Origin of the sequence: Pseudomonas sp. HN8-3, from assembly GCF_020790195.1 — a bacterium.
Lineage (GTDB): Bacteria > Pseudomonadota > Gammaproteobacteria > Pseudomonadales > Pseudomonadaceae > Aquipseudomonas > Aquipseudomonas synxantha_A.
Window position 1 is genome coordinate 5,437,015 of the sequence record NZ_CP086206.1, and the last position, 25,398, is coordinate 5,462,412.

General features: G+C 59.3%; 20 protein-coding genes and 1 tRNA gene. 18 read left to right on the plus strand and 3 right to left on the minus strand.

The window, feature by feature from the left end; all coding sequences use genetic code 11:
* The first annotated feature begins 116 nt into the window (after positions 1-116).
* The 7 genes from apaG to LJX92_RS24315 all read left to right on the plus strand — a co-directional run bounded on the left by apaG (position 117) and on the right by LJX92_RS24315 (position 8,138).
* On the plus strand, positions 117-497 hold the full coding sequence (gene apaG, locus LJX92_RS24285) for a Co2+/Mg2+ efflux protein ApaG (protein WP_032879182.1): 381 nt from the start codon (positions 117-119) through the stop codon (positions 495-497).
* Positions 497-1,348: a symmetrical bis(5'-nucleosyl)-tetraphosphatase gene (locus LJX92_RS24290; protein WP_078822480.1), complete on the plus strand. Its 852-nt coding sequence runs from the start codon at positions 497-499 to the stop codon at positions 1,346-1,348. Before apaG ends, LJX92_RS24290 begins: the two co-directional genes overlap by 1 nt.
* Positions 1,349-1,357: 9 nt before the next feature.
* Complete coding sequence (glpE, locus tag LJX92_RS24295) at positions 1,358-1,687, plus strand: thiosulfate sulfurtransferase GlpE (protein ID WP_032879179.1); 330 nt, start codon at positions 1,358-1,360, stop codon at positions 1,685-1,687.
* A gap of 285 nt (positions 1,688-1,972) precedes the next feature.
* Positions 1,973-3,895, plus strand: coding sequence for a PrkA family serine protein kinase (locus LJX92_RS24300; protein ID WP_003194732.1), 1,923 nt, complete (start codon positions 1,973-1,975; stop codon positions 3,893-3,895).
* Between the two features lie 113 nt (positions 3,896-4,008).
* Complete coding sequence (locus tag LJX92_RS24305; RefSeq protein ID WP_032879178.1) at positions 4,009-5,280, plus strand: YeaH/YhbH family protein; 1,272 nt, start codon at positions 4,009-4,011, stop codon at positions 5,278-5,280.
* Positions 5,277-6,842: a SpoVR family protein gene (locus LJX92_RS24310; RefSeq protein ID WP_005792056.1), complete on the plus strand. Its 1,566-nt coding sequence runs from the start codon at positions 5,277-5,279 to the stop codon at positions 6,840-6,842. Before LJX92_RS24305 ends, LJX92_RS24310 begins: the two co-directional genes overlap by 4 nt.
* Positions 6,843-6,905: 63 nt before the next feature.
* Complete coding sequence (locus tag LJX92_RS24315; RefSeq protein ID WP_228309043.1) at positions 6,906-8,138, plus strand: multifunctional CCA addition/repair protein; 1,233 nt, start codon at positions 6,906-6,908, stop codon at positions 8,136-8,138.
* A 114-nt stretch (positions 8,139-8,252) separates the two neighbouring features.
* On the opposite strand, the gene folK is transcribed toward LJX92_RS24315, so the two are convergent.
* Positions 8,253-8,771 (minus strand): 2-amino-4-hydroxy-6-hydroxymethyldihydropteridine diphosphokinase, encoded by a 519-nt coding sequence (folK, locus tag LJX92_RS24320; protein ID WP_032879174.1) that lies wholly within the window; start codon positions 8,769-8,771, stop codon positions 8,253-8,255.
* Positions 8,762-9,115, minus strand: a complete 354-nt coding sequence (gene folB, locus LJX92_RS24325) for a dihydroneopterin aldolase (protein ID WP_032879173.1) — start codon at positions 9,113-9,115, stop codon at positions 8,762-8,764. The genes folK and folB overlap by 10 nt, the downstream gene beginning before the upstream one ends.
* A 74-nt stretch (positions 9,116-9,189) precedes the next feature.
* Here folB and plsY point away from each other — a divergent pair, with 74 nt between their 5' ends.
* Positions 9,190-9,759 carry a glycerol-3-phosphate 1-O-acyltransferase PlsY gene (gene plsY / locus LJX92_RS24330; protein WP_005792062.1) on the plus strand — a complete coding sequence of 190 codons (570 nt, stop codon included), beginning with the start codon at positions 9,190-9,192 and terminating at the stop codon, positions 9,757-9,759.
* 31 nt (positions 9,760-9,790) lie between these two features.
* On the opposite strand, the gene tsaD is transcribed toward plsY, so the two are convergent.
* Positions 9,791-10,816 carry a tRNA (adenosine(37)-N6)-threonylcarbamoyltransferase complex transferase subunit TsaD gene (gene tsaD, locus LJX92_RS24335; RefSeq protein WP_005792063.1) on the minus strand — a complete coding sequence of 342 codons (1,026 nt, stop codon included), beginning with the start codon at positions 10,814-10,816 and terminating at the stop codon, positions 9,791-9,793.
* A 203-nt stretch (positions 10,817-11,019) separates the two neighbouring features.
* On the opposite strand from tsaD, the gene rpsU reads away from it, so the two are divergent.
* The 10 genes from rpsU (at position 11,020) to pqqA (ending at position 25,394) form a co-directional block, all read left to right on the plus strand.
* Positions 11,020-11,235, plus strand: a complete 216-nt coding sequence (rpsU, locus tag LJX92_RS24340) for a 30S ribosomal protein S21 (protein WP_002551877.1) — start codon at positions 11,020-11,022, stop codon at positions 11,233-11,235.
* Between the two features lie 443 nt (positions 11,236-11,678).
* Positions 11,679-13,649, plus strand: a complete 1,971-nt coding sequence (dnaG, locus tag LJX92_RS24345; protein ID WP_005792066.1) for a DNA primase — start codon at positions 11,679-11,681, stop codon at positions 13,647-13,649.
* A gap of 67 nt (positions 13,650-13,716) precedes the next feature.
* Entirely contained in the window at positions 13,717-15,567 is a 1,851-nt protein-coding gene (gene rpoD / locus LJX92_RS24350) for an RNA polymerase sigma factor RpoD (protein WP_005792068.1), read from the plus strand.
* 121 nt (positions 15,568-15,688) lie between these two features.
* A complete protein-coding gene (locus tag LJX92_RS24355) occupies positions 15,689-19,432 on the plus strand; it encodes a bifunctional diguanylate cyclase/phosphodiesterase (RefSeq protein ID WP_032879171.1) in 3,744 nt (1,247 codons plus the stop codon).
* Between the two features lie 15 nt (positions 19,433-19,447).
* Positions 19,448-19,524 (plus strand) — tRNA-Ile (locus LJX92_RS24360).
* A gap of 111 nt (positions 19,525-19,635) precedes the next feature.
* Positions 19,636-20,082 carry an Lrp/AsnC family transcriptional regulator gene (locus tag LJX92_RS24365; protein WP_003194755.1) on the plus strand — a complete coding sequence of 149 codons (447 nt, stop codon included), beginning with the start codon at positions 19,636-19,638 and terminating at the stop codon, positions 20,080-20,082.
* Between the two features lie 167 nt (positions 20,083-20,249).
* Positions 20,250-21,932 carry a flavin monoamine oxidase family protein gene (locus LJX92_RS24370; protein WP_032881195.1) on the plus strand — a complete coding sequence of 561 codons (1,683 nt, stop codon included), beginning with the start codon at positions 20,250-20,252 and terminating at the stop codon, positions 21,930-21,932.
* A 10-nt stretch (positions 21,933-21,942) separates the two neighbouring features.
* A complete protein-coding gene (locus tag LJX92_RS24375; protein ID WP_032879127.1) occupies positions 21,943-22,737 on the plus strand; it encodes a carbon-nitrogen hydrolase family protein in 795 nt (264 codons plus the stop codon).
* A 48-nt stretch (positions 22,738-22,785) separates the two neighbouring features.
* Complete coding sequence (gene pqqF / locus LJX92_RS24380) at positions 22,786-25,161, plus strand: pyrroloquinoline quinone biosynthesis protein PqqF (RefSeq protein ID WP_228309044.1); 2,376 nt, start codon at positions 22,786-22,788, stop codon at positions 25,159-25,161.
* Between the two features lie 158 nt (positions 25,162-25,319).
* Positions 25,320-25,394 (plus strand): pyrroloquinoline quinone precursor peptide PqqA, encoded by a 75-nt coding sequence (pqqA, locus tag LJX92_RS24385; protein WP_003194766.1) that lies wholly within the window; start codon positions 25,320-25,322, stop codon positions 25,392-25,394.
* Positions 25,395-25,398: the final 4 nt, after the last annotated feature.

Here is a 25,398-nt window from a genome sequence, read left to right on the forward strand (position 1 = left end):
ACACCGCTATCGGGAGCAAGCCCCCTCCCACATTTGGATCACGTATCTGGCCTAGTGCCCACCTCATGGCCTAGACTGACCCGCATCTGCTGTCCCCTGCTTTTAAGGCCTCTTGCATGTCCGATCCTCGCTATCAGATCGACGTCAGCGTCGTCACCCGCTTCCTGGCGGACCAATCGCAACCCGAACAGAACCGCTTTGCCTTTGCCTACACCGTCACCGTAAAAAACAACGGGTTGGTCCCGGCCAAGCTGCTGTCGCGCCACTGGGTCATTACCGATGGCGACGGCCAGGTCGAGGAAGTGCGTGGAGCAGGCGTTGTCGGCCAGCAACCCTTGATCAACAGCGGCGCCAGCCACACCTACAGCAGCGGCACGGTGATGACCTCCAAGGTCGGCACCATGCAGGGCTCGTATCAGATGAAAGCTACCGACGGTCATTTGTTCGACGCAACGATCAAGCCCTTCCGCCTCGCGGTGCCCGGAGCCCTGCACTGATGGCGACGTACGCGGTCGGCGACCTGCAAGGTTGCCTGGAACCTCTCAAGTGCCTGCTCGAGCGCGTAGCCTTTGACCCCGCAAGCGATCGCCTGTGGCTGGTGGGCGACCTCGTCAACCGAGGCCCCCACTCCCTGGAGACCCTGCGCTATCTCTATAGCCTGCGTGACTCGCTGGTATGCGTACTCGGCAACCACGACCTGCACCTGCTCGCGGCCGGCAATAACATCGAGCGCCTGAAAAAGGGCGACACCCTGCGCGAAATCCTCGAAGCGCCGGACCGCGCCGAGTTGCTCGACTGGCTGCGCCGGCAAAAACTCATGCACTACGATGAGGGCCGCAACATGGCCTTGGTGCATGCAGGCATCCCACCTCAGTGGACGCTGAAAAAAGCCCTCAAATGCGCCGCTGAAGTCCAAAGTGCACTGGCCGATGACACCCTGTACACCACCTACCTGGACGGCATGTACGGCAACGAACCGGTGAAGTGGGACAACGACCTCACGGGCGTAACCCGCCTGCGCGTGATCACCAACTACTTTACGCGGATGCGCTTCTGCACCGCTGAAGGCAAGCTGGACCTCAAGAGCAAGGAAGGCGCCGACACCGCGCTACCCGGCTACAAGCCATGGTTCGCCCATAAGGAGCGCAAGACCCGTGATACGAAGATCATCTTTGGTCACTGGGCCGCCCTGGAAGGCAAATGCGACGAACCCGGCGTGTTCGCCCTCGACACCGGCTGCGTATGGGGCGGCGCCATGACCCTGATGAACATCGACACCGGCGAGCGCTTCGGCTGCCAGTGTGAACCCCCTCTTTCCATTACCCAGCCGGCCGCCGCCAAACCATAGGAGCCCGCCATGACCGAATTCAAACGTATCCCTCCCCAAGAAGCCCAAGCGCTGCGCGAGCAAGGCGCGGTGGTCGTCGATATCCGCGACCAGCCTACCTATGCGGCAGCTCATATCCCCGGCGCCAAGCATCTGGACAACGTCAACATCGCCGACTTCATCCGCGCCGCCGACCTCGATGCGCCGCTGATCGTAGCCTGCTACCACGGCAATTCCAGCCAGAGCGCGGCCGCTTACCTGGTCAGCCAGGGCTTCTCCGACGTCTATAGCCTGGACGGCGGCTTTGAGCTGTGGCGTGGGACCTACCCTTCGGAAATTTCCGAAGGCGATTCGCAATAATTTTTTTCACACCCCGCTACCCCGCGTGACGCTTGGGCTTGCGCCGTTTCTGACGAACGGCGCAGCCAAACTAATTGCGCATCGCGCCTTGACCTCCCGGATTCCGAACTATCCTTAAGCGCAGGCCATCCGAATCAGGGGAGAGCCGGTACACCGGCGTACGGGTCATCGGTAGCGTTTCAGGGTGTTCTGGGGGGAAAACAGCCATTGGCGTACGTCAATGACTGCCAGCATCCGCTGATTGATCCGGCGTCGGCTCCACGTATCGAGCGAGGTGACGACGTCATGAGTATCTTTAGCCACTTCCAACAACGCTTCGCGTCCACGCAGCAGGAAGAACTCACGCTTCAAGAGTATCTCGAGCTGTGCAAGCAAGACCGCAGCACCTATGCCTCTGCCGCCGAACGCCTGCTATTGGCGATCGGCGAGCCGGAGCTGGTGGAAACCGCCAACAATTCGCGCCTGTCGCGAATATTCTCCAACAAGGTGATCCGCCGCTATCCGGCCTTTGAAGACTTCCATGGCATGGAAGAATGCATCGACCAGATCGTCTCCTACTTCCGCCATGCCGCCCAAGGCCTGGAAGAGAAGAAACAGATCCTTTACCTGCTCGGGCCAGTCGGCGGCGGCAAGTCGTCCCTGGCGGAAAAGCTCAAGCAGTTGATCGAGAAGGTGCCCTTCTACGCGATCAAGGGCTCGCCGGTCTTCGAGTCGCCCCTGGGCCTGTTCAACGCCACGGAAGATGGCGCGATTCTCGAAGAAGACTTCGGTATCCCGCGGCGCTACCTCAACACCATCATGTCGCCTTGGGCCACCAAGCGCCTGGCCGAGTTCGGCGGTGATATCAGCCAATTCCGCGTAGTGAAACTCTACCCGTCGATCCTCAACCAGATCGGCGTAGCCAAGACCGAACCGGGCGACGAAAACAACCAGGATATTTCGGCACTGGTGGGCAAGGTCGATATCCGCAAACTCGAAGAATTCCCACAGAACGACGCTGACGCCTACAGCTACTCGGGCGCGCTGTGCCGGGCCAACCAAGGCTTGATGGAGTTCGTGGAGATGTTCAAGGCGCCGATAAAGGTGCTCCACCCACTGCTCACCGCTACCCAGGAAGGCAACTACAACAGCACCGAAGGCCTGGGCGCGATTCCGTTCACCGGGATCCTGCTGGCCCACTCCAATGAATCGGAATGGCACACCTTCCGTAACAACAAGAACAACGAAGCCTTCATCGACCGGATCTATATCGTCAAGGTGCCGTACTGCCTGCGGGTCAGCGATGAGATCAAGATTTACGACAAGCTGCTGTTCAACAGCTCCCTGGCCAAGGCCCACTGCGCACCCGACACGTTGAAGATGCTCGCCCAGTTCACCGTACTGTCGCGCCTCAAGGAGCCGGAGAATTCGAATATCTATTCGAAAATGCGGGTGTATGACGGCGAGAACCTCAAGGACACCGATCCCAAAGCCAAGTCGATCCAGGAGTATCGTGATACAGCGGGCGTCGATGAGGGCATGAATGGCCTGTCGACACGCTTTGCGTTCAAGATCCTGTCCAAAGTCTTCAACTTCGACCCCCACGAGATCGCCGCCAACCCGGTGCATCTGCTGTATGTACTGGAGCAGCAGATCGAACAGGAGCAATTCCAGGCGGAAACCCGCGAACGCTACCTGCGCTTCCTCAAGGAATACCTGGCACCGCGCTACATCGAGTTTATCGGCAAGGAAATCCAGACCGCGTACCTGGAGTCCTACAGCGAGTACGGTCAGAACATCTTCGACCGCTATGTGCTGTACGCCGACTTCTGGATTCAGGACCAGGAGTACCGCGATCCGGAAACCGGCGAAATCCTCAATCGCGTGGCGCTCAACGAAGAACTTGAGAAGATCGAGAAACCGGCCGGCATCAGCAATCCAAAGGATTTCCGCAACGAAATCGTCAACTTCGTACTGCGCGCCCGTGCCAACAACAATGGCAAGAACCCCACCTGGCTCAGCTACGAGAAGCTGCGGGTGGTCATCGAAAAGAAAATGTTCTCCAACACCGAGGATCTGCTGCCGGTCATCAGCTTCAATGCCAAGGCCAGCAAGGAGGATCAGCAAAAACACAACGACTTCGTCACACGAATGGTCGAGCGCGGCTACACCGACAAACAGGTACGACTGCTCTCCGAGTGGTACTTGCGGGTGCGTAAATCGCAGTAAGGCAGCGACAAGCCAACGCTGCCAGGCATCCGGCCTGGCGGCTGACCGCTTGTCTCTAAGCTTCCAGCTCGCGGCTTGAAGCTTGTAACGTGAAGCTGCCCGGAGGGCTCCCCATGAGCTATGTGATCGACCGACGCCTTAATGGCAAGAACAAGAGCACGGTAAACCGCCAGCGTTTCCTGCGGCGTTACCGTGACCACATCAAAAAGGCCGTAGAAGAAGCCGTCAGCCGCCGCTCCATTACCGACATGGAGCATGGCGAGCAAATCAGCATTCCCGGCCGGGACATCGACGAGCCCGTGCTTCACCACGGGCGCGGCGGCAAACAGACCGTCGTGCACCCCGGCAACAAGGAATTCACCACCGGCGAACACATCCAGCGCCCACAAGGCGGCGGTGGCGGCAAAGGTCCGGGCAAGGCCGGTAATTCCGGCGAAGGCATGGACGAATTCGTGTTCCAGATCACCCAGGAGGAATTTCTCGAATTCATGTTCGAAGACCTGGAGCTACCCAACCTGGTCAAGCGCAACCTGACCGGCACCGACACGTTCAAGACTGTACGCGCCGGGATCAGCAACGAAGGCAACCCCTCGCGCATCAACATCATCCGCACCTTGCGTTCAGCCCATGCACGACGCATCGCCCTCTCGGGCAGCAGCCGCGCAAAACTGAAGGCGGCCAAGGAAGAGCTGGCGCGTTTGAAGCGTGAAGAACCAGACAACTTCGGCGATATCCAGGAAATCGAGGCAGAAATCGAGAAACTCAGCGCACGCATTCACCGCGTGCCGTTCCTCGACACCTTTGATTTGAAATACAACCTGCTGGTCAAGCAACCCAACCCCAGCTCCAAGGCCGTAATGTTCTGCCTGATGGATGTCTCCGGCTCCATGACCCAGGCCACCAAGGACATCGCCAAGCGTTTCTTCATCCTGCTGTACCTGTTCCTGAAACGGAACTACGACAAGATTGACGTAGTTTTCATTCGCCATCACACCAGCGCACGGGAAGTGGATGAAGAAGAGTTTTTTTATTCGCGGGAAACCGGCGGCACCATCGTATCCAGCGCCTTGAAGCTGATGCAGGAAATCATGGCCGAGCGCTACCCTGCCAACGAATGGAACATCTACGCTGCACAAGCTTCGGATGGCGACAATTGGAACGACGATTCGCCGATCTGCCGCGACATTCTGATCAACCAGATCATGCCGTTCGTGCAGTACTACACCTATGTTGAAATCACCCCCCGTGAGCATCAGGCCCTGTGGTTCGAATACGAGCGCATCGGCGAAGCCTTTGCCGACACGTTCGCCCAACAGCAACTGGTCTCGGCCGGCGATATCTATCCGGTCTTCCGTGAACTCTTCCAGCGCAGGTTAGTGACATGACCGCCAAAAAAGAGAACAAGCGCCAACCCCTATCCACTGGCTCCGAGTGGACCTTTGAACTGATCCAGGCCTATGACCGGGAAATCAGCCGTATCGCGGCAGGTTATGCCCTGGACACTTACCCCAACCAGATTGAAGTGATCACCGCTGAGCAAATGATGGATGCCTATGCCTCGGTGGGCATGCCGCTGGGTTATCACCACTGGTCCTATGGCAAACACTTCCTCAGCACCGAGAAGTCCTATACGCGAGGCCAGATGGGCCTGGCCTACGAGATCGTGATCAACTCCGACCCGTGCATCGCCTATCTGATGGAAGAAAACACCATCTGCATGCAGGCGCTGGTGGTGGCTCATGCCTGCTATGGACATAACAGTTTCTTCAAAGGCAACTACCTGTTTCGAACCTGGACCGACGCCAGCTCAATCATCGATTACCTCGTGTTTGCCAAGCAGTACATCATGCAATGCGAAGAACGACACGGCATTGATGCGGTGGAAGACCTGTTGGACTCCTGCCATGCACTGATGAATTACGGGGTCGACCGCTACAAGCGTCCCTATCCGATTTCAGCCGAGGAAGAGCGCCTGCGCCAGAAGGAACGCGAGGAGCACCTGCAGAAACAGATCAACGACCTGTGGCGCACCATTCCCAAGCGCGCCGGCAAAAACAACGACAAGGACAATGCACGCTTCCCCGCCGAACCCCAGGAAAACATCCTGTATTTTCTGGAAAAACACGCCCCGCTGCTGGAGCCTTGGCAACGTGAGATTGTGCGTATCGTGCGCAAGATCGCCCAGTATTTTTATCCGCAGCGTCAAACACAGGTGATGAACGAAGGCTGGGCAACATTCTGGCACTACACGCTGATGAACGACCTGTACGACGAGGGCCTGGTCACGGACGGCTTCATGATGGAGTTCCTCACGTCCCACACCAGCGTAGTCTTCCAACCCGGCTTCGACAGCCCGTATTACAACGGCATCAACCCCTATGCCCTGGGCTTTGCCATGTACCGCGATATCCGTCGCATGTGCGAGCACCCCACCGAGGAGGATCGTCGCTGGTTCCCGGAGATCGCTGGCAGCGACTGGTTGTCGACCATCAAGTTCGCCATGAGCAGCTTCAAGGACGAGAGTTTCATCCTGCAGTACCTCTCACCTCAGGTGATTCGTGACCTCAAGCTGTTCAGCATTCTGGATGACGACCTGAAAGACGACCTTGTGGTCCCGGCTATCCATGATGAACCCGGCTACCGCATCATTCGCGAAACCCTGGCCGCCCAATACAACCTGGGCAACCGCGAGCCCAACGTGCAGATCTACAGCATCGATGTGCGCGGCGACCGTTCGCTCACCCTGCGTCATCAGCAACACGACCGTAAGCCGTTGGGCGATTCCACCGAGGAAGTGCTCAAGCACCTGCACCGACTGTGGGGGTTTGACATCCACCTGGAGACCCTGCAAGGCGATCAGGTGATGAAAACCCATCATGTGCCCCCGCGCAGCGATCATAACGACAACGACTACGGCCGCTTGGACATGGCCGTCGTTCATCTCTGAAACAGCAAAGCCTCCATTGCTCAGGCACAGGCGTTATCCTGTGCCGCTAATGGAGGCTTTTTCATGAAAATCTACAAAGTCGGCGGTGCGGTGCGTGATCGCCTGCTGGGCATCAAGGTCACCGATATCGACCGTGTCGTCGTAGGTGCAACGACCGAAGAGATGCTCGCCAAAGGCTATAAGCCCGTAGGGGCCGATTTCCCGGTATTTCTCGACCCGAAAAACGGCGATGAGTACGCCCTCGCCCGCACCGAACGCAAGAGTGGCCGAGGCTACGGTGGTTTTGTGTTTCACGCGAGCCCCGATGTCACGCTGGAGGAAGACCTGATTCGTCGCGACCTGACCATCAATGCCATGGCAGAAGACGATGACGGCACCCTGACCGACCCTTATCACGGCCAACGCGATCTTGAAGCGCGCATTTTGCGTCATGTTTCCCCCGCGTTCGCCGAAGATCCTCTGCGAGTACTGCGCGTCGCCCGCTTTGCCGCACGTTATGCACACCTGGGTTTCAAGGTCGCACCCGAGACGCTGGAATTGATGCGCCAGCTCAGTGAGTCCGGCGAACTGGAGGCCCTTACCCCCGAGCGCAGCTGGAAAGAAATCTCCCGCGCACTGATGGAGGATCAGCCACAGGTTTTCATCCAGGTGCTACGCGACTGCGATGCGCTGAAAACCCTGATGCCGGAGGTAGATGCCCTGTTCGGCGTACCGCAACCCGAAGCCCATCACCCGGAAATAGATACTGGCGTACACACCTTGAGCGTGCTGGAACAAGCTGCATTGTACAAACAGCCGCTGACCGTACGCTGGGCCTGCCTGCTGCACGATTTGGGCAAGGGCCTGACGCCTGTGGATAAGTTGCCGCAGCATATTGCCCATGAGCACCGTGGCTTGAAGCTGATCAAGGCGGTGAACGAACGCTTCAAGGTACCGAGGGATTGCCAGGAATTGGCCTTGCTGGTGGGGCAATTTCATACCCATGGGCATCGAGCGCTGGAGCTGAAAGCCTCGACTTTGCTGGAGTTGCTGCAAAGCTTTGACGTGTACCGCCGGCCGCAACGCTTCGAAGAATTTGTGATGGCCTGCGAAATGGATGCCCGGGGCCGCAAGGGTCTTGAGCAGCGCAGTTATCCACAGGCGGATTATTTGCGCGGCGCGGCGAAGGCTGCACGCGAAGTACCGGTCGCACCACTGCTGGAAAAAGGTTTCAAAGGCCCCGAGCTGGGAGAAGCGCTCAAGCGCGAACGGCTGAACGCGCTGAAAGCCTACAAGGAACAGCCTTCACCGAAATAACGGCCTTTGTGGCGAAGGAGCTTGCTCTCGCTGGAGTGCGAAGCGCTCCCAAAATAGTGGGGCTGCTGCGCAGCCCAACGGGAGCAAGCTCCCTCGCCACGGCAAGCTCGGCTTCTACAGGAGGGTGTCCGGTGTAAGTTGCTGGCCTTGCCACTCGAAGCCGACAGGCGCCAGCACCTGATCGATCTGCGCATCGCGCCACAGCTCGGCCATTGTCTTGCCCGCCTCAGGGTGAACACGGTCCGGCGCCATCATCGACAGCGGCCACAATACAAAGGCATTTTTCAGAATTTCGGCTCGCGGCAGGATCAATCCATCAAAATCCCCCACCAAGTCGCCATACAACAGCACATCGATATCCAGCGGTAACCCTTTGCGGTCAGGTGCATACCGGCCATTATCGGCCTCGATGAGTTTGAGTCGACGGTCCAGCTCCATCAACGGCAGGTCGGTATAGGCCGACACCACCAGGTTGAAAAACGGCCCGCTCTTGATACCCACCGGCTGGCTCTCGAACACCGCCGAGCAGCGCATCTGCGTCAGGAACCCTGCCAGCGCATCCAGGCCGGCACATAGACGGCTCTCGCGCTCGATGTTGCTGCCAAGCCCGAGGTAAACCTGAGTCAACGACATCCGCGCTCGATCTCCACGCCCACGCCCTTGGCAGCGGGCACCGCGCCTGGCTTGGTCAACTTGAGGTGCAACCAGGGAATCTGGAATTCGCTCATCAGCACTTCGGCCAGGCGCTCGGCAAAGGTTTCCACCAACTGATACTGGGAATGCTCGGCAAAGGCCTGGATACGCGCGGATACACTGGCGTAGTCCAGCGCCAGGGTCAGGTCATCACCCGCGGCGGCCGGGCGATTATCCCAAGCAAAGCTCAGGTCCAGGCGCAGGCATTGACGGATGCCGCGCTCCCAGTCGTAGGCACCGATCACGGTGTCCACTTCCAGGCCTTCGATAAACACTCTGTCCAAGCACTCTTCTCCGCAGCACGACAAGGGCGCGATGCCCCGTTAGAATCAGGGCGTCCTCGCCCGGAATAGTTAGCATGTTTTGGTCACTGGCGATTTTCGCCTACCTGCTCGGCTCGCTGTCCTTCGCCATTTTGCTCAGCCGCCTGACGGGAAATCCCGATCCGCGAATGAGTGGTTCAGGCAATGCCGGCGCCACCAATATGTTGCGCCTGGCCGGCAAGAAACTTGCCGTCCTGACCCTGCTGGGCGACGTTTGCAAGGGCCTTCTGCCCGTGCTGATCGCCAGTCTCGCCGGCCTTACTTTGCAACAGCAGGCCTGGGTGGGCATATGCGCCGTCCTCGGTCACCTGTTCCCATTGTACTTCCGCTTTCGCGGTGGCAAGGGTGTCGCCACCGCGGCCGGGATGCTGCTGGGCATCTACCCACCGGCAGCATTGCTGGCCATGCTCGCCTGGCTGCTGACGTTCTACCTGACCCGTACCAGCTCGTTGGCCGCGCTGATTGCCACGCCGCTTACCCTGCCGCTATTGGCCTGGCAGGCACCGCAGGCGTTACTGCCGATGAGCGTGCTGACACTGCTGATCGTCTGGCGCCACCGCGGCAATCTACGCGACCTGTTTGCCGGGCGCGAACGGCATTTTTAAATACGCCGGGCGAAACCGGTTCACGTAAGCCCTACAGCGGCGGCAACTGCTCCATCGGCCAGCGCGCCTGCACGCTGATCGCCAGGCTTTCATGCTGCCCGGCCTGCAAGCGCTGGCAGCCGGCGTAGGCAATCATCGCGCCGTTGTCAGTGCAGAATTCCGGGCGGGCGTAGAACACATGGCCTTGCATGTCGCCGAGCATTTTTTCAAGCGAACTGCGCAACGCCTTATTGGCGCTGACGCCGCCTGCGATCACCAGCCGCTTCATACCTGCCTGCTTGAGGGCGCGCTTGCACTTGATGGTCAAAGTCTCTACCACGGCCTGCTGGAACGCCAGTGCGATGTCGCAACGGGCTTGCTGACCGTCGTCCCCGGCGCTGACGCTCTGCTGCCAGGTATTCAGCGCGGACGTTTTCAAACCGCTGAAACTGAACATCAGCCCCGGCCGATCACACATCGGACGCGGGAAAACGTAGCGCCCGGCGACGCCTTTCTCGGCCAGACGGGCGATTTCCGGACCACCAGGATAGTTAAGCCCCATCATCTTCGCGGTTTTGTCGAACGCTTCACCGGCGGCATCATCCAGGGACTCGCCCAACAGCGTGTATTGGCCGATTCCATCGACCTGAACCAACTGCGTATGACCACCCGACACCAACAAAGCGACGAACGGGAACTCTGGAGGTGTTTTTTCCAACATCGGCGCCAGCAAATGGCCTTCCATGTGGTGCACGCCAAGGGCGGGAATACCCCAGGCAAAGGCCAGCGCCTGGGCGCAAGAAGCCCCAACCAGAAGGGCTCCGACCAATCCGGGGCCTGCCGTGTAGGCGATGGCGTCGATCTCGGTCGGCACACAGCCGGCCTCATCCAGCACCTGGCGAATCAACGGCAGCATGCGTTTGACATGATCACGGCTGGCCAGCTCCGGAACCACGCCGCCATAGGCGCGGTGCAGGTCGATCTGACTGAACAGTGCATCGGCCAAAAGCCCGCGTTCACTGTCGTATAGTGCGACTCCGGTTTCGTCGCAGGAGGTTTCAAGTCCCAGTACTAGCATGGGTTTGCGCCTTGTAGAGGCTGAATTCGAAGGCGCGCATAATAGTCGCCACTCCCCCTCCCGACTAGCGGTTTTCGATCAGAGGCTTTGCATTCCGGCCAATGAGGGGTTAACATCCGCAACCCTTAAAAACCGACGACCTCAGCCGCGAATTTTTTGCGACGAGAACGTTGATTCCCGGTAATGAAAGAAGGTAGCTCTGGATGCCAGCCGTCAAAGTAAAAGAGAACGAACCCTTCGACGTAGCTCTGCGTCGTTTCAAGCGCTCCTGCGAAAAAGCCGGTGTTCTGGCTGAAGTTCGTAGCCGCGAATTTTATGAGAAGCCAACTTCTGAGCGTAAGCGTAAAGCAGCAGCCGCTGTTAAGCGTCACGCCAAGAAAGTTCAGCGCGAACAGCGCCGCGCCGTTCGTCTGTACTAATACACAGACGTTCGTAGCAAGCTTCTGCCAAGCCCGGCCCTCAGCCGGGCTGTTGGCATTTGCGGATATCGCTTGATGCTTCACCGTCGACGCCGCACATGCGACCGAGACACTGCTTCACACGTCAGGGCTGGCTCTTTTGCCAGCGGTGCACGTCTCTTCTGACGAGCCTAACAAGGCTACTGACGAGCACACCTATTCTTCAAGCAGACGATCAACTGTATCGGCTGTGCCCATCGATGCGTTTCCGAGGCCCACCATTGGCCAAGACCGGACGCCCGGGCAACATTTCCATGCCGAACACTGATCAGAAACTACCCTCAGTGAATATTCGGCAGATACACTTCCTGAAGACCCATGCAGACGATGATGATCAAGCACTCCATACGTGCGCTTGAACACTTCACGGGCCCTCATTTACACGCAGTGATGACGAGAACGCCATGGCCGGGCTGATTCCCCAGAGCTTTATTGACGACCTTCTGAACCGCACCGACATCGTCGATGTTGTCAGCTCACGCGTACAGCTGAAAAAAGCCGGCAAAAACTACACCGCCTGCTGCCCGTTCCATAAAGAAAAAACGCCGTCATTCAGTGTCAGCCCCGACAAGCAGTTCTATTATTGCTTCGGTTGCGGCGCTGGCGGCAACGCCCTCGGCTTCCTGATGGACCACGACAACCTGGACTTTCCCCAGGCCGTCGAGGATCTGGCAAAAGCCGCGGGCATGGAAATCCCCCGGGAAGAAAGTGGCCGCCCGCACAAACCCCGGCAACCTACCGATTCGCCGCTGTATCCGCTGCTGACCGCGGCCGCCGACTTCTATCGCCAGGCGCTTAAAAGCCATCCGCAGCGCAAGGCCGCCGTTGACTACCTCAAGGGCCGCGGCCTCACCGGTGAAATCGCCCGCGACTTCGGCCTAGGTTTCGCGCCGCCCGGCTGGGACAACCTGTACAAACACCTGAGCAGCGACACCCTGCAGCAAAAGGCCATGATCGATGCCGGCCTGCTGATAGAAAACGCCGAGACCGGCAAGCGTTATGACCGTTTCCGCGACCGCGTGATGTTTCCGATCCGCGACAGCCGTGGCCGCATCATCGCCTTCGGTGGCCGCGTACTCGGGGACGACAAGCCCAAGTACCTGAACTCCCCGGAAACCCCGGTGTTCCACAAGGGCCAGGAACTCTACGGCCTGTTCGAAGCGCGCAAGAACAACCGCAACCTCGACGAAATCATCGTGGTTGAAGGCTATATGGACGTGATCGCCCTGGCCCAGCAAGGTCTGCGCAACGCCGTGGCAACCCTGGGCACCGCCACCAGCGAAGAGCATTTGAAGCGCCTGTTCCGCGTTGTGCCCAGCGTGCTGTTCTGCTTTGACGGCGACCAGGCCGGCCGTAACGCCGCCTGGCGTGCGCTTGAGGCCACACTGTCAAGCCTGCAGGACGGGCGCCGCGCACGCTTCCTGTTCCTGCCCGAAGGCGAAGACCCGGATACCCTGGTCCGTTCGGAGGGTACCGACGCGTTCCGTGCGCGCATCAATCAACATGCGCAGCCGCTGGCGGATTATTTTTTCCAGCAATTGACCGAAGAAGCCGACCCGCGCTCGCTCGAAGGCAAGGCTCATATGGCCACCCTCGCTGCGCCATTGATCGACAAGGTGCCAGGCGCCAATTTGCGCACGCTGATGCGCCAGCGCCTGCTGGAAATTACCGGTTTGAGTGGCGAAGCCGTGAGCCAGCTGGTGCATAGCGCACCGCAAGATGCGCCGCCAGCCTACGATCCAGGCATGGATTACGACGCCATGCCGGACTATGCCGACTTTCACCAGCCTCAGGAGGCCTTTGCCCCCCAACAGGAGTGGACGCCGAAAAAGCCCGGGGCCGGCGGCAAGAAATGGGACAAGAAACCCTGGAGCAAAAATGGCAAGCGCGGTGATCGCGATGAAGCCTACGCTCCACGCACACCCGTAGCAGTGGAAGCCCCGACGCTTATTGCGCTGCGTACGCTGATTCATCACCCACAACTGGCCGGCAAGGTTGAAAGCGCCGACCACTTTGCCAACGAAAGCAACACCTACGCCCAGGTGCTGATTGCCCTGATCGAGGCGGTGCAGAAAAATCCCAAGCTAAACTCAATCCAGCTGATGGCTCGCTGGCACGGCACGGAACAAGGCCGTTTATTGAAAGCATTGGCGGAAAAGGAGTGGCTAATTGACGGCGACAACCTTGAACAACAGTTTTTAGACACCATTAATAGGTTATCTGCGGGTCAACACACTCAGACCCTCGATGAGCTCATTAAGAGAGCAAGGCAGCCGGGATTGTCGGCTGAAGAGCAGATTCAGATAGCAAAACAGATGCGCGACCTCTTAAAACAGAATGTTTACGCATCAAACCCGACCTCAGCTGGCGTGTGAGGTCATAGCTCGGGTATAATCCTCGGCTTGTTTTTTGCCCGCCAAGACCTTCAGTGGATAGGGTGTTATGTCCGGAAAAGCGCAACAGCAGTCTCGTATCAAAGAGTTGATCACACTTGGTCGTGAGCAGGGTTACCTGACTTACGCGGAGGTCAACGACCACCTGCCTGAGGATATTTCAGATCCAGAGCAGGTGGAAGACATCATCCGCATGATTAACGACATGGGGATCAACGTATTCGAAGTCGCGCCAGATAAGGATTCCCTTATGCTGGCCGACGCTGATACCGACGAGGCCGCCGCTGAGGAAGCTGCTGCCGCGCTGGCTGCAGTAGAGACCGATATCGGCCGCACGACGGACCCGGTGCGCATGTATATGCGTGAAATGGGTACTGTCGAGCTGCTGACACGCGAAGGCGAAATCGAAATCGCCAAGCGTATCGAAGAGGGCATCCGTGAAGTGATGGGCGCAATTGCGCACTTCCCAGGCACGGTTGACCACATTCTCTCCGAGTACACCCGCGTCACCACCGAAGGTGGCCGCCTGTCCGACGTCCTGAGCGGTTACATCGACCCGGACGACGGCATTGCGCCGCCTGCCGCCGAAGTACCGCCGCCTGTCGACGCCAAAGCCGCGAAAGCGGATGACGACGCCGAAGACGACGACGCCGAAGCCAGCAGCGACGACGAAGATGAAGTCGAAAGCGGCCCGGACCCAATCGTCGCGGCCCAGCGTTTCGGTGCGGTTTCCGATCAAATGGAAATCACCCGCAAGGCCCTGAAGAAGCATGGTCGCTCCAACAAGCAGGCAATTGCCGAGCTGGTGGCGCTGGCTGAGCTGTTCATGCCGATCAAGCTGGTGCCCAAGCAATTCGAAGGTTTGGTCGAGCGCGTTCGTAGCGCCCTTGAGCGTCTGCGTGCACAAGAGCGTGCAATCATGCAGCTGTGCGTGCGTGATGCCCGTATGCCGCGTACCGACTTCCTGCGCCAGTTCCCGGGCAACGAAGTTGACGAAAGCTGGACCGACGCACTGGCCAAGGGCAAGGCGAAATACGCCGAAGCCATCGGCCGCCTGCAGCCCGATATCATCCGCTGCCAGCAGAAGCTGACTGCGCTTGAGACCGAAACCGGTCTGACGATTGCTGAAATCAAGGACATCAACCGTCGCATGTCGATCGGTGAGGCCAAGGCCCGCCGCGCGAAAAAAGAGATGGTTGAAGCGAACTTGCGTCTGGTGATCTCGATCGCCAAGAAGTACACCAACCGTGGCCTGCAGTTCCTGGACCTGATCCAGGAAGGCAACATCGGCTTGATGAAAGCGGTAGACAAGTTCGAATACCGTCGCGGCTACAAGTTCTCGACTTATGCAACCTGGTGGATTCGTCAGGCGATCACTCGCTCGATCGCCGACCAGGCCCGCACCATCCGTATTCCGGTGCACATGATCGAGACCATCAACAAGCTCAACCGTATTTCCCGGCAGATGTTGCAGGAAATGGGTCGCGAACCGACCCCGGAAGAGCTGGGCGAACGCATGGAAATGCCTGAGGATAAAATCCGCAAGGTATTGAAGATCGCTAAAGAGCCGATCTCCATGGAAACGCCGATTGGTGATGACGAAGACTCCCATCTGGGTGACTTCATCGAAGACTCGACCATGCAGTCGCCAATCGATGTCGCCACCGTTGAGAGCCTGAAAGAAGCGACTCGTGACGTACTGTCCGGCCTCACCGCCCGTGAAGCCAAGGTACTGCGCATGCGTTTCGGCATCGACATGAATACCGACCACACCCTTGAGGAAGTCGGTAAGCAATTTGACGTGACCCGCGAGCGGATCCGTCAGATCGAAGCCAAGGCACTGCGCAAGTTGCGCCACCCGACGCGAAGCGAGCATCTGCGCTCCTTCCTCGACGAGTGATACCAGAACCCCCGGCCCAGGCCGGGGGTTTTGTTTTGCACAGATAAAATTCCCCGCAACACCCCTCCCCTGAAATGCCCGTCTACACTCGAACTATTCCCCGTGCCATAACGAGACCGTTATGCCCAGATTGCCGACCGTGTTGCTACTGTCGCTGCTGACCTGGACCGCAACGGCTGGCGCGTTGACTCTCACGGAGGATGAGCGTAGCTGGTTGGCGGACCATCAGGAGCTTCGCCTTGGGGTGGACGCGTCCTGGCCCCCCTTTGAATACCGTGATGAGAATGGTCGTTACCAGGGCCTGGCTGCCGACTATGTGCGCCTGATCCAGGACCGACTGGGTGTCAGGATCAAGCTGATCGAACCGGCAAACTGGACCGCTGTACTTGAACAAGCCCGGAGCAACCAGCTCGACTTACTACCCGGCATCATGTCCACTCCGGAGCGCCAAAGCTACCTGGCCTTTACACGCCCCTACCTCGACTTTCCCATCGTCATCCTTGCCCATGAAGGCGGCGCGAAACCACGCAACCTAAAGGGTTTGTACGGGCTGAAAATTGCCGTGGTGGAAAACTATGCGCCCCATGAATTGCTGCGCACTCACCACCCGGACCTGAATCTGGTGGCGATGCCCAACGTCAGTTCTACGCTGCAAGCCCTGGCCACCGATGAAGTGGATGCCGTCGTCGGCGACTTGGCGTCCAGCGTCTGGAGCCTGCGCCAACTCAAGCTCGATGGCTTGTACGTCAGTGGCGAAACGCCCTATCGCTACCAATTGGCAATGGGCGTCCCGCAGGAACAGAAAATGCTGGTGGGCATCCTGGACAAAGTCCTCGCCGACCTTAGCTCAGCCGAAACCGATGCGATCCAGCAACATTGGGTCGGCAGCTTCACCGATCACCGCACCTTCTGGGTCGACCTGCTGACGTACGGCCTGCCCGCTGTATTGTTGCTCAGTACCGTGCTGGCGGTGGTCATTCGGATCAATCGCCGGCTCAGTTCGGAAATCTCCCGCAGGGTCGCCCTCGAACAAGAACTGCGCAGCAGCGAATACCACTATCGCGGCCTGGTAGAGAGCTTGTCCGCCATCGCCTGGGAAGCGAGCATCAGCGATTTCACCTACAGCTATGTATCGCCCCATGCCGAAGATTTGCTCGGCTATCCGCGCGCCCACTGGCTGATTCCGGGCTTCTGGCGCAACATCATTCACCCGGCCGACCTCACGCGCACCGAAGCGTATTGCTACCGGGAAACCCGTGCCAATCGTGATCACAGCGTCGATTACCGGGTCATCACGGCGGACGGCCGTTGCTTGTGGGTGCGCGATATTGTCAGCCTGATTGAACACGGACATGAGCCAGTGCTGCGCGGCCTGATGATCGATATCAGCGAAGCCAAGCGCACGGAGGAAGCCCTGCAACTGTCCGAGCAGAAGTTTGCGTCGGTGTTCCAGCAATGCCCCGACATTCTGGTGATCGCCAGGCTATCCGATGGCTGCCTGCTGGAGGTCAACAAGGCATTCGAGGACCAGATTGGCCTGACCGCCGACGAGGTTGTGGGCAAAGCCGCCTCAGATCTGAATATATGGCGCATTCAGGGCGTCGGGCCGGATTTGCTGCAGCGGGTACAGACCACCAGTATCCGCAACCTGGAAATGTCCTTTCTGCGCAGCAACGGCCAAGCGTTTACGGGGCTGATCTCAGCTGAGCCTTTCCAACTCGACACCACCGAAGCTCTGGTGGTGGTGGTGCGCGATATCACCCAGCTCAAGGAAACCCAACAGCAGCTGCAAACCTCCGAAGAGAAATTCGCCAAGGCGTTCCATGCGTCCCCCGACGGCTTGCTGCTGAGTCGCCAAAGGGATGGCCTATTGATTGAGGTGAACGAAGGTTTCAGCCATCTGACCGGCTTCACCAGCGCCTCTTCGCTCGACCAATCAACCCTGGACCTGGGTATCTGGGTCGATCTCAACGAACGCAAGCACATGCTGGAGTTGATGCAGCGCGACGGCTTCGTGCGTGATTTCATCTGCCATATCCGTCGCGCCGACGGCCAGCTTCGCCTCTGCGAAGTCTCCAGTCGCCCGCTGCCCATCGGTGACGAAGACTGCATGCTGACCATCGCCCGGGACATCACCGAACGCCAGCAGATGCAGGAAAAACTGCAACAGGCCGCCACGGTATTCGAGAGCACCGCTGAAGGCGTTTTGATCACCGACACACGACAGAACATCAGTGCCGTCAATCGCGCCTTCAGTGAGATCACCGGCTACAGCGAAATCGAAGCACTCGGCCATACCCCGCGCCTGCTCGCCTCGGGCCTGCATGACAGCGCATTCTATGCGGCGATGTGGCACCAATTGACGGCCCATGGACACTGGCAGGGAGAGATTTCCAACCGCCGCAAGAACGGCGAGGTGTACCCAAGCTGGCTGACCATCAGCGCCGTGCGTAACCGCGACCAATTGATCACGCACTTCGTTGCCGTGTTTGCCGACATCTCCAGCCTCAAGCTGGCCCAGGCACGCCTGGACTATCAGGCCCACCACGACCCGCTGACCGGTCTGCCCAACCGCACCCTGTTTGAAAATCGACTGCAGGCCGCCCTTAACGGCCAGCAGGAAAGCGGCAGGCAAGGCGCGGTGTTGTTTCTTGACCTGGACCGTTTCAAACACATCAACGACAGCCTCGGCCACCCGGTCGGCGACCTGCTGCTCAAAGACATCGCCGTACGTCTCAAGCAGCAACTGCGCGACGTCGACACCGTTGCCCGCCTGGGCGGGGATGAATTCATCATCTTGCTGCCCGGCTTGCAGCAGGCCGGCGATGCCCAGTATCTGGCGAACAAACTGCTCGACTGCTTTACACCCCCATTCCAGGCCGGTGACCATGAGTTTTTTATCAGCGCCAGTATTGGCACCAGCCTTTACCCACAGGATGGCACCGACGTCGCCACTCTGGTCAAGAACGCCGATGCTGCGATGTATCGCTCCAAGGCCAAGGGCCGCAACCGTGTCGAAAGCTATACCCGCGACTTGACGGCCCAAGCCAATGAACGCGTAGCGCTGGAGCACGAGCTGCGCCGTGCCATCGAACGTGAAGAACTGAGCCTCTATTACCAACCCAAGCGCAGCCTGTTGACCCAGGAGCTGATCGGCGCCGAAGCCCTGATCCGCTGGCATCACCCGACCTTGGGCGACGTCCCGCCCGAACACTTCATCGCCCTGGCCGAAGAGAACGGCACGATCCTGCAGATTGGCGACTGGGTGCTGGAACAAGCCTGTCGGCAGTTGCACGCCTGGCAAGAGGCTTTCGACGATTTCGGGCCACTGTCGGTCAACCTCGCAGGCGCGCAGCTGCGTCACCCCAACCTGTTGTCACGCATCGAACAACTGCTGCGCGATTACCGCCTTGAACCTGGCTGCCTGCAATTGGAGATCACCGAGAACTTCATCATGAGCCAGGCCGAAGAAGCCCTGGGGGTTCTGCATCAACTCAAACGCTTGGGCGTCCAGCTTGCGATCGATGATTTTGGCACTGGCTACTCGTCCCTCAGCTACCTCAAGCGCCTGCCCCTGGACTTCCTCAAGATCGACCAATCCTTCGTTCGAGGCCTGCCCGACGATCCCCACGACGTCGCCATCGTGCGCGCCATCATCGCGCTGGGCCACAGCATGCAATTCACCATCATTGCCGAAGGCGTGGAGACCCCCGCACAGCAAACATTCCTCGCCGCCGAAGGCTGTGAACAGATGCAAGGCTACATCGTCAGCCTGCCCCTGCCGCCGGAGCTTTTTGCCGCGAGCTTCCTTCGTACGAAACTGGAGGATTTTTCGGATGGCACAGTGAACAAACCATCGTTATAATCCGCGACCTACTGAGGGCCTATAGCTCAGTTGGTTAGAGCAGGGGACTCATAATCCCTTGGTCGCAGGTTCGAGTCCTGCTGGGCCCACCAACTTGAAAGCCGCGCATTGCGCGGCTTTTGCGTGTCTGGTGTAACGGTTCTTTCGGCCGGACCCAGCCTGTACCATGCGTACTCATTGTCGTCCGCACCGGAGTCCCCCCCTTGCCCGCCCTAGACGAAATCGACCGCCAACTGATCGCCGCCCTGCAGCTCAATGCCCGCGAAAGCGTGGCCATGCTTGCCCGGCAACTGGGGATTGCGCGCACCACAGTCACGTCACGCCTGGCACGCCTGGAGAAAACCCAGGTGATCACCGGTTACGGCGTACGCTTGGGCCAGCGCGTCGCGGATGGGGGTTTGCAGGCTTATGTGGGGATTACCGTGCAACCACGCTCAGGCAAAGAGGTGCTGCGCAGGCTGAGTGCCATGGCGCAGGTGCAGCAGTTGTGTGCGGTCAGCGGCGAATTCGATTACGTGGCCTGGCTGCGCACCGATTCGCCGGAGCAACTGGACCAACTGCTCGACCAGATCGGCAGTGTCGACGGTGTGGAGAAAACCACCACCTCGATCATCCTCAGCAACAAATTGGATCGCGGACAGCCAATCTGATCAACCATTTCGTCATATTGACAAAAATCAGCGCAATCCGACGACACATTGCGTCTTATTAACGAGCGCTACGCTCCCTAAACTGGCTGCCATCTTTTCCTATACTCAACGGGCCATATCCCGCCGAGCCGTCAGTAAGGTCAGCCATGAGCATTCCGTCCAGCACTATCAGCAAGACCAATCGTCACCCAGCAGACGGCAAGAAACCCATCACCATTTTCGGCCCGGATTTCCCGTTCGCATTTGATGACTGGATCGAGCACCCCGCCGGGCTGGGCAGTATTCCCGCCGCCAACCATGGGGCCGAAGTGGCGATCGTGGGCGCCGGTATCGCTGGTTTGGTCGCGGCCTACGAGCTGATGAAGCTGGGGCTCAAGCCAGTGGTGTATGAAGCCTCGAAGATGGGTGGCCGCTTGCGCTCCCAGGCCTTCGAAGGCGCCGAAGGCATCATCGCCGAGCTGGGCGGGATGCGTTTCCCGGTGTCGTCGACGGCGTTCTACCATTACGTAGACAAGTTGGGGCTGGAAACCAAACCCTTTCCCAACCCGCTGACCCCGGCGTCCGGCAGCACTGTGATTGATCTGGAAGGCCAGACCCACTACGCACAAAAACTCTCCGACTTGCCTGCGCTGTTTCAGGAAGTGGCCGATGCCTGGGCCGATGCACTGGAAGCCGGCTCGCAGTTCGGCGATATCCAGCAGGCGATCCGCGACCGTGATGTACCGCGGCTCAAAGAACTGTGGAACAAGCTCGTGCCGCTGTGGGATGACCGTACCTTCTACGACTTCGTCGCAACCTCCAAGGCCTTTGCCAAGTTGTCGTTCCATCATCGCGAGGTGTTTGGCCAGGTCGGCTTTGGCACCGGCGGCTGGGACTCGGACTTCCCCAACTCCATGCTGGAAATCTTCCGCGTGGTGATGACCAACTGCGACGACCATCAACACCTGGTCGTTGGCGGCGTAGCGCAAGTGCCCATGGGCATCTGGCGTCATGTGCCGGAGCGCTGCGCCCATTGGCCGGCCGGCACCAGCCTCAGCTTGCTGCATAGAGGCGCACCACGGGCAGGGGTCAAACGCATTGCTCATGCGGCCGATGGCCGTTTCGCCGTCACTGACAACTACGGTGATACCCGCGAGTACGCCGCGGTGCTGACCACCTGCCAAAGCTGGCTGCTGACCACTCAGATTGAATGCGACGAAACCTTGTTCTCGCAAAAAATGTGGATGGCCCTGGACCGCACGCGCTACATGCAGTCGTCGAAAACCTTCGTGATGGTTGACCGCCCATTCTGGAAAGACAAAGACCCGCAAACCGGCCGCGACCTGATGAGCATGACCCTCACCGACCGCCTGACCCGCGGCACCTATCTGTTCGATAATGGCGACGACAAGCCGGGGGTGATTTGCCTTTCCTACTCGTGGATGAGCGACGCCCTGAAAATGCTGCCCCAGCCTATCGACAAGCGGGTGAAGCTGGCCCTGGACGCGTTGAACAAGATCTACCCCAACGTCGATATCAAGGCGCGCATCATCGGCGACCCGATCACGGTTTCCTGGGAAGCCGACCCGCACTTCCTCGGGGCTTTCAAAGGTGCACTGCCCGGCCACTATCGCTACAACCAGCGGATGTACGCGCACTTCATGCAAAAAGACATGCCCGCCGAACAACGCGGGATTTTCATCGCCGGTGACGACGTATCGTGGACGCCCGCCTGGGTCGAAGGCGCCGTACAAACCTCGCTCAACGCGGTGTGGGGCATCATGACTCACTTCGGTGGCAGCACCCACCCAGAGAACCCGGGCCCCGGCGATGTGTTCGATGAAATCGGGCCAATCGCCCTGGCCGAGTAAGGAGCTGAACATGCGTGTCGCCCTGTACCAATGCCCGCCGCTGCCGCTGGATGTGGCCGGTAATATCCAGCGCCTGCGCCAACTGGCGCAAGAGGCATCCGACGCCGATGTGCTGGTGCTGCCAGAGATGTTTCTCTCGGGCTATAACATCGGCGCCGAAGCCGTTGGCGCGTTGGCCGAGGCGCGGGATGGGGAGTCTGCCCAAGCCATTGCCGAGATCGCGCAAAACGCCGGGCTGGCCATTCTTTACGGCTATCCGGAGCGGGCTGACGATGGGCAGATCTACAACGCCGTCCAGTTGATCGACGCCGAGGGTCAGCGCCTGTGTAACTATCGCAAGACCCACCTGTTTGGCGATCTGGATCACGCCATGTTCAGCGCAGGCGACGATGATTTTCCGGTGGTAGAACTCAACGGCTGGAAGCTGGGGTTTCTGATTTGCTACGACCTGGAGTTTCCGGAGAATACCCGGCGTCTGGCCCTGGCCGGCGCCGAACTGATTCTGGTGCCCACCGCCAACATGGTGCCGTTCGATTTTGTCGCCGACGTCACCGTGCGTTCGCGGGCGTTTGAAAACCAGTGCTTTGTGGCCTATGCCAATTACTGCGGGCACGAAGGCGAGATTCATTACTGTGGACAAAGCAGCATTGCCGCACCGGATGGCCAACGTATCGCCCAGGCCGGCCTGGACGAAGCCTTGATCGTCGGCACCCTGGATCGCCAGTCAATCCTCAGCGCACGCGCCGCCAACCACTACCTGCAAGACCGACGCCCCGAACTCTACGGCGCGCTGCACAAGCCCTGACCCCACGGGTTTGCTAGCATAGGCACTTCTCACGCCTCGGAAGTGCCCATGCCTGCGCCGGTTCACCCTCACCCCGTTCATCTGACCCTGGCCAATGGCCTGCGAGTATCCCTGCGCCATGCGCCGCGCTTGAAGCGCTGCGCCGCCGTTCTGCGCGTGGCTGCCGGCAGTCACGATGTGCCATTGGCCTGGCCGGGGCTGGCACACTTTCTTGAGCATTTGCTGTTTCTCGGTACCGAGCGTTTTCCGGCCGGGGAAGGATTGATGGCCTACGTGCAGCGCCTCGGTGGGCAGGTCAATGCCAGTACCCGCGAGCGAACCACCGAGTATTTCTTTGAGCTGCCGGTGTCGGCCTTCGCTGACGGGCTGGCGCGGTTGGCAGACATGGTGACTCATCCACGCCTGACGCTCGACGATCAACGACGTGAACGCGAAGTGCTGCACGCGGAGTTCGTGGCCTGGTCCGAGGACGCCAGGGCACAACACCAAGTTGCGTTGTTGCAAGGTTTAGCGGCCGATCACCCGCTGCGAGGATTCCATGCCGGCAACCGCGACAGCCTGACGGTGGAAAGCGACGATTTTCAGCAAGCCTTGCGCGAATTCCATAGGCACTTCTATCAAAGCGGGCAGATGACCTTGAGCCTCGCCGGTCCGCAATCGCTGGCAGATTTGCAAACCCTTGCCCAGCAGTTCGGTGACGAACTGATTGCCGGCCCCCTGCACCCGCAAACCGCGCCCCCCCCCCTGATGCACGGCCAGGCACGCAGCTATCAACACACCGCCAGCCAGCACCTGCATCAGGTCATCACCTGTAACGCCCCCCGCCAAGCACTGGAGTTTCTCTGCACCTGGCTCAACGCTTCGGCGTCGGGCGGGTTGTTGGCCGAACTGAAAGCTCGCCAACTGGCCAGCGCGCTGCATGCGTCTGTGCTGTACCACTACGCGGACCAGGCGGTACTGGATATCGACGTTACCCTCGATAGCGACCGCCAACCGGCGACGCAGATCGAAGCCTTGTTGTATGACTGGCTGAGCTTTTTCGCACACAGCGACTGGAATCCATTACGTGAAGAGCTTGCCTTGCTCAATGCGCGTCAACAGCAGGTTCAAGGCGCCCTGACACTGGCTCGCGACGACAGCGAAGACCTGTCGGACCAAGGCATTGCAGCCCTCAAGGCCATGCTTGCATCGCTGCATCTGCCCGCGTCTGAACACAGTTGGCAACTTCCACCGGGCAACCCCTTTCTTCGTGCGCCGGCCAAGGAAGAACGCGCCGGTTTGATCCGCGGCCAAACCAGCGCCCATCGGGGCTTGCGTACCTTTGCCCAGGATCGCTTACGGGGCCGGAGGGAGTTATCGGCGCTGACCTTCAGCAACGCACTGGCGGATGACACCGAGGAAGGCGCGCTGTACCTGCATTGGCGGTTTGACGCTGCCGTACCCGCCGGATTGGAAAGCCTATTGCAGCCGTTGCGCGAGCAAGCCCGTCAAGCGGGTGTCGAGTTGTCTTGCGAAACCATTGGCAACGATTGGCGGGTGAACATGCACGGCCTTCACGAACCGATGCCGGCCGTGCTCGAAGCGTTGGCGCGCAGCCTGAGCAGCTCGGATGCACATCTGTCATCACCGACGCCCCCGCCGATGATCGCCATTCGCGAACTTCTCAAGGCGTTGCCAGCTTGCTGCGTCGGTGTTTCAGCCGACTCCTCGGAGACACCAGCGTCGTGGTCCACTGCTCACTGGCAGGGGCTGGGTGCGGGTTTGCCTGCGGCCAGTGAAGCGGCGATCAAAATCGCCGCCGCCCGCTTGCCAGGGCAGCCGGCCAACATTCAATGCACACCTGAAGTTCTCAACGGGCAGCGGATCTGGCACCCGGTGAACACCGCATCCAGCGACGCTGCGCTGCTGCTTTTTTGTCCAGTGCCGAGCCAGTCTCTCGTCGATGAGGCCAACTGGCGACTGCTCGGGCATATGCTCCAGGGCCCGTTCTACCAACGTTTGAGAGTTGAGCTGCAAATCGGCTACGCCGTGTTCAGCGGCATCCGACAAATCAACGGGCAAACCGGCCTGTTGTTTGGCGTGCAATCGCCCAGCCTGTCACTGGGCAGGATCGCCGAACACCTGCAAGCCTTCCTGCAACAACTGCCGTCTTTGATCGAACGCAGCGCAGACGTGGGCAATCAGCCTCTTGCGCAGCAATTCACGGCGCAGGCACTCCCCGTCAGCCAAGCCGCCGATTTGCTTTGGCACGCGCAGTTGGCGGGTCATTCGTCGAGTTACCTGGATCAACTTCAACACCTGATCCAAAGCCGCACACGCGAGGACTTGCAGCACGCAGCCCAACAACTCCTTGAAGCAGCAGGCGGCTGGCGCTGCGTGGCTAACGGCCCGCGTATCAGCGATGACTGGCAAGCGGCGCAATGATCGTTGCCAACCCTGCAACAGGCTTTTTCCATCGAGACAGCGCTAACTTGAAAAGAATTGCGTAACATTGCGCAGCAATATCTGAACATCTCCAATGGGAGGTGGACTATATGTATTACTTGGTAGTGAACGTCCCATCCCTTGATAGGAGTAAGAATATGACCTGGTCCAAACCTGCTTACACTGATCTGCGTATTGGTTTCGAAGTCACCATGTACTTCGCCAGCCGTTGATTGG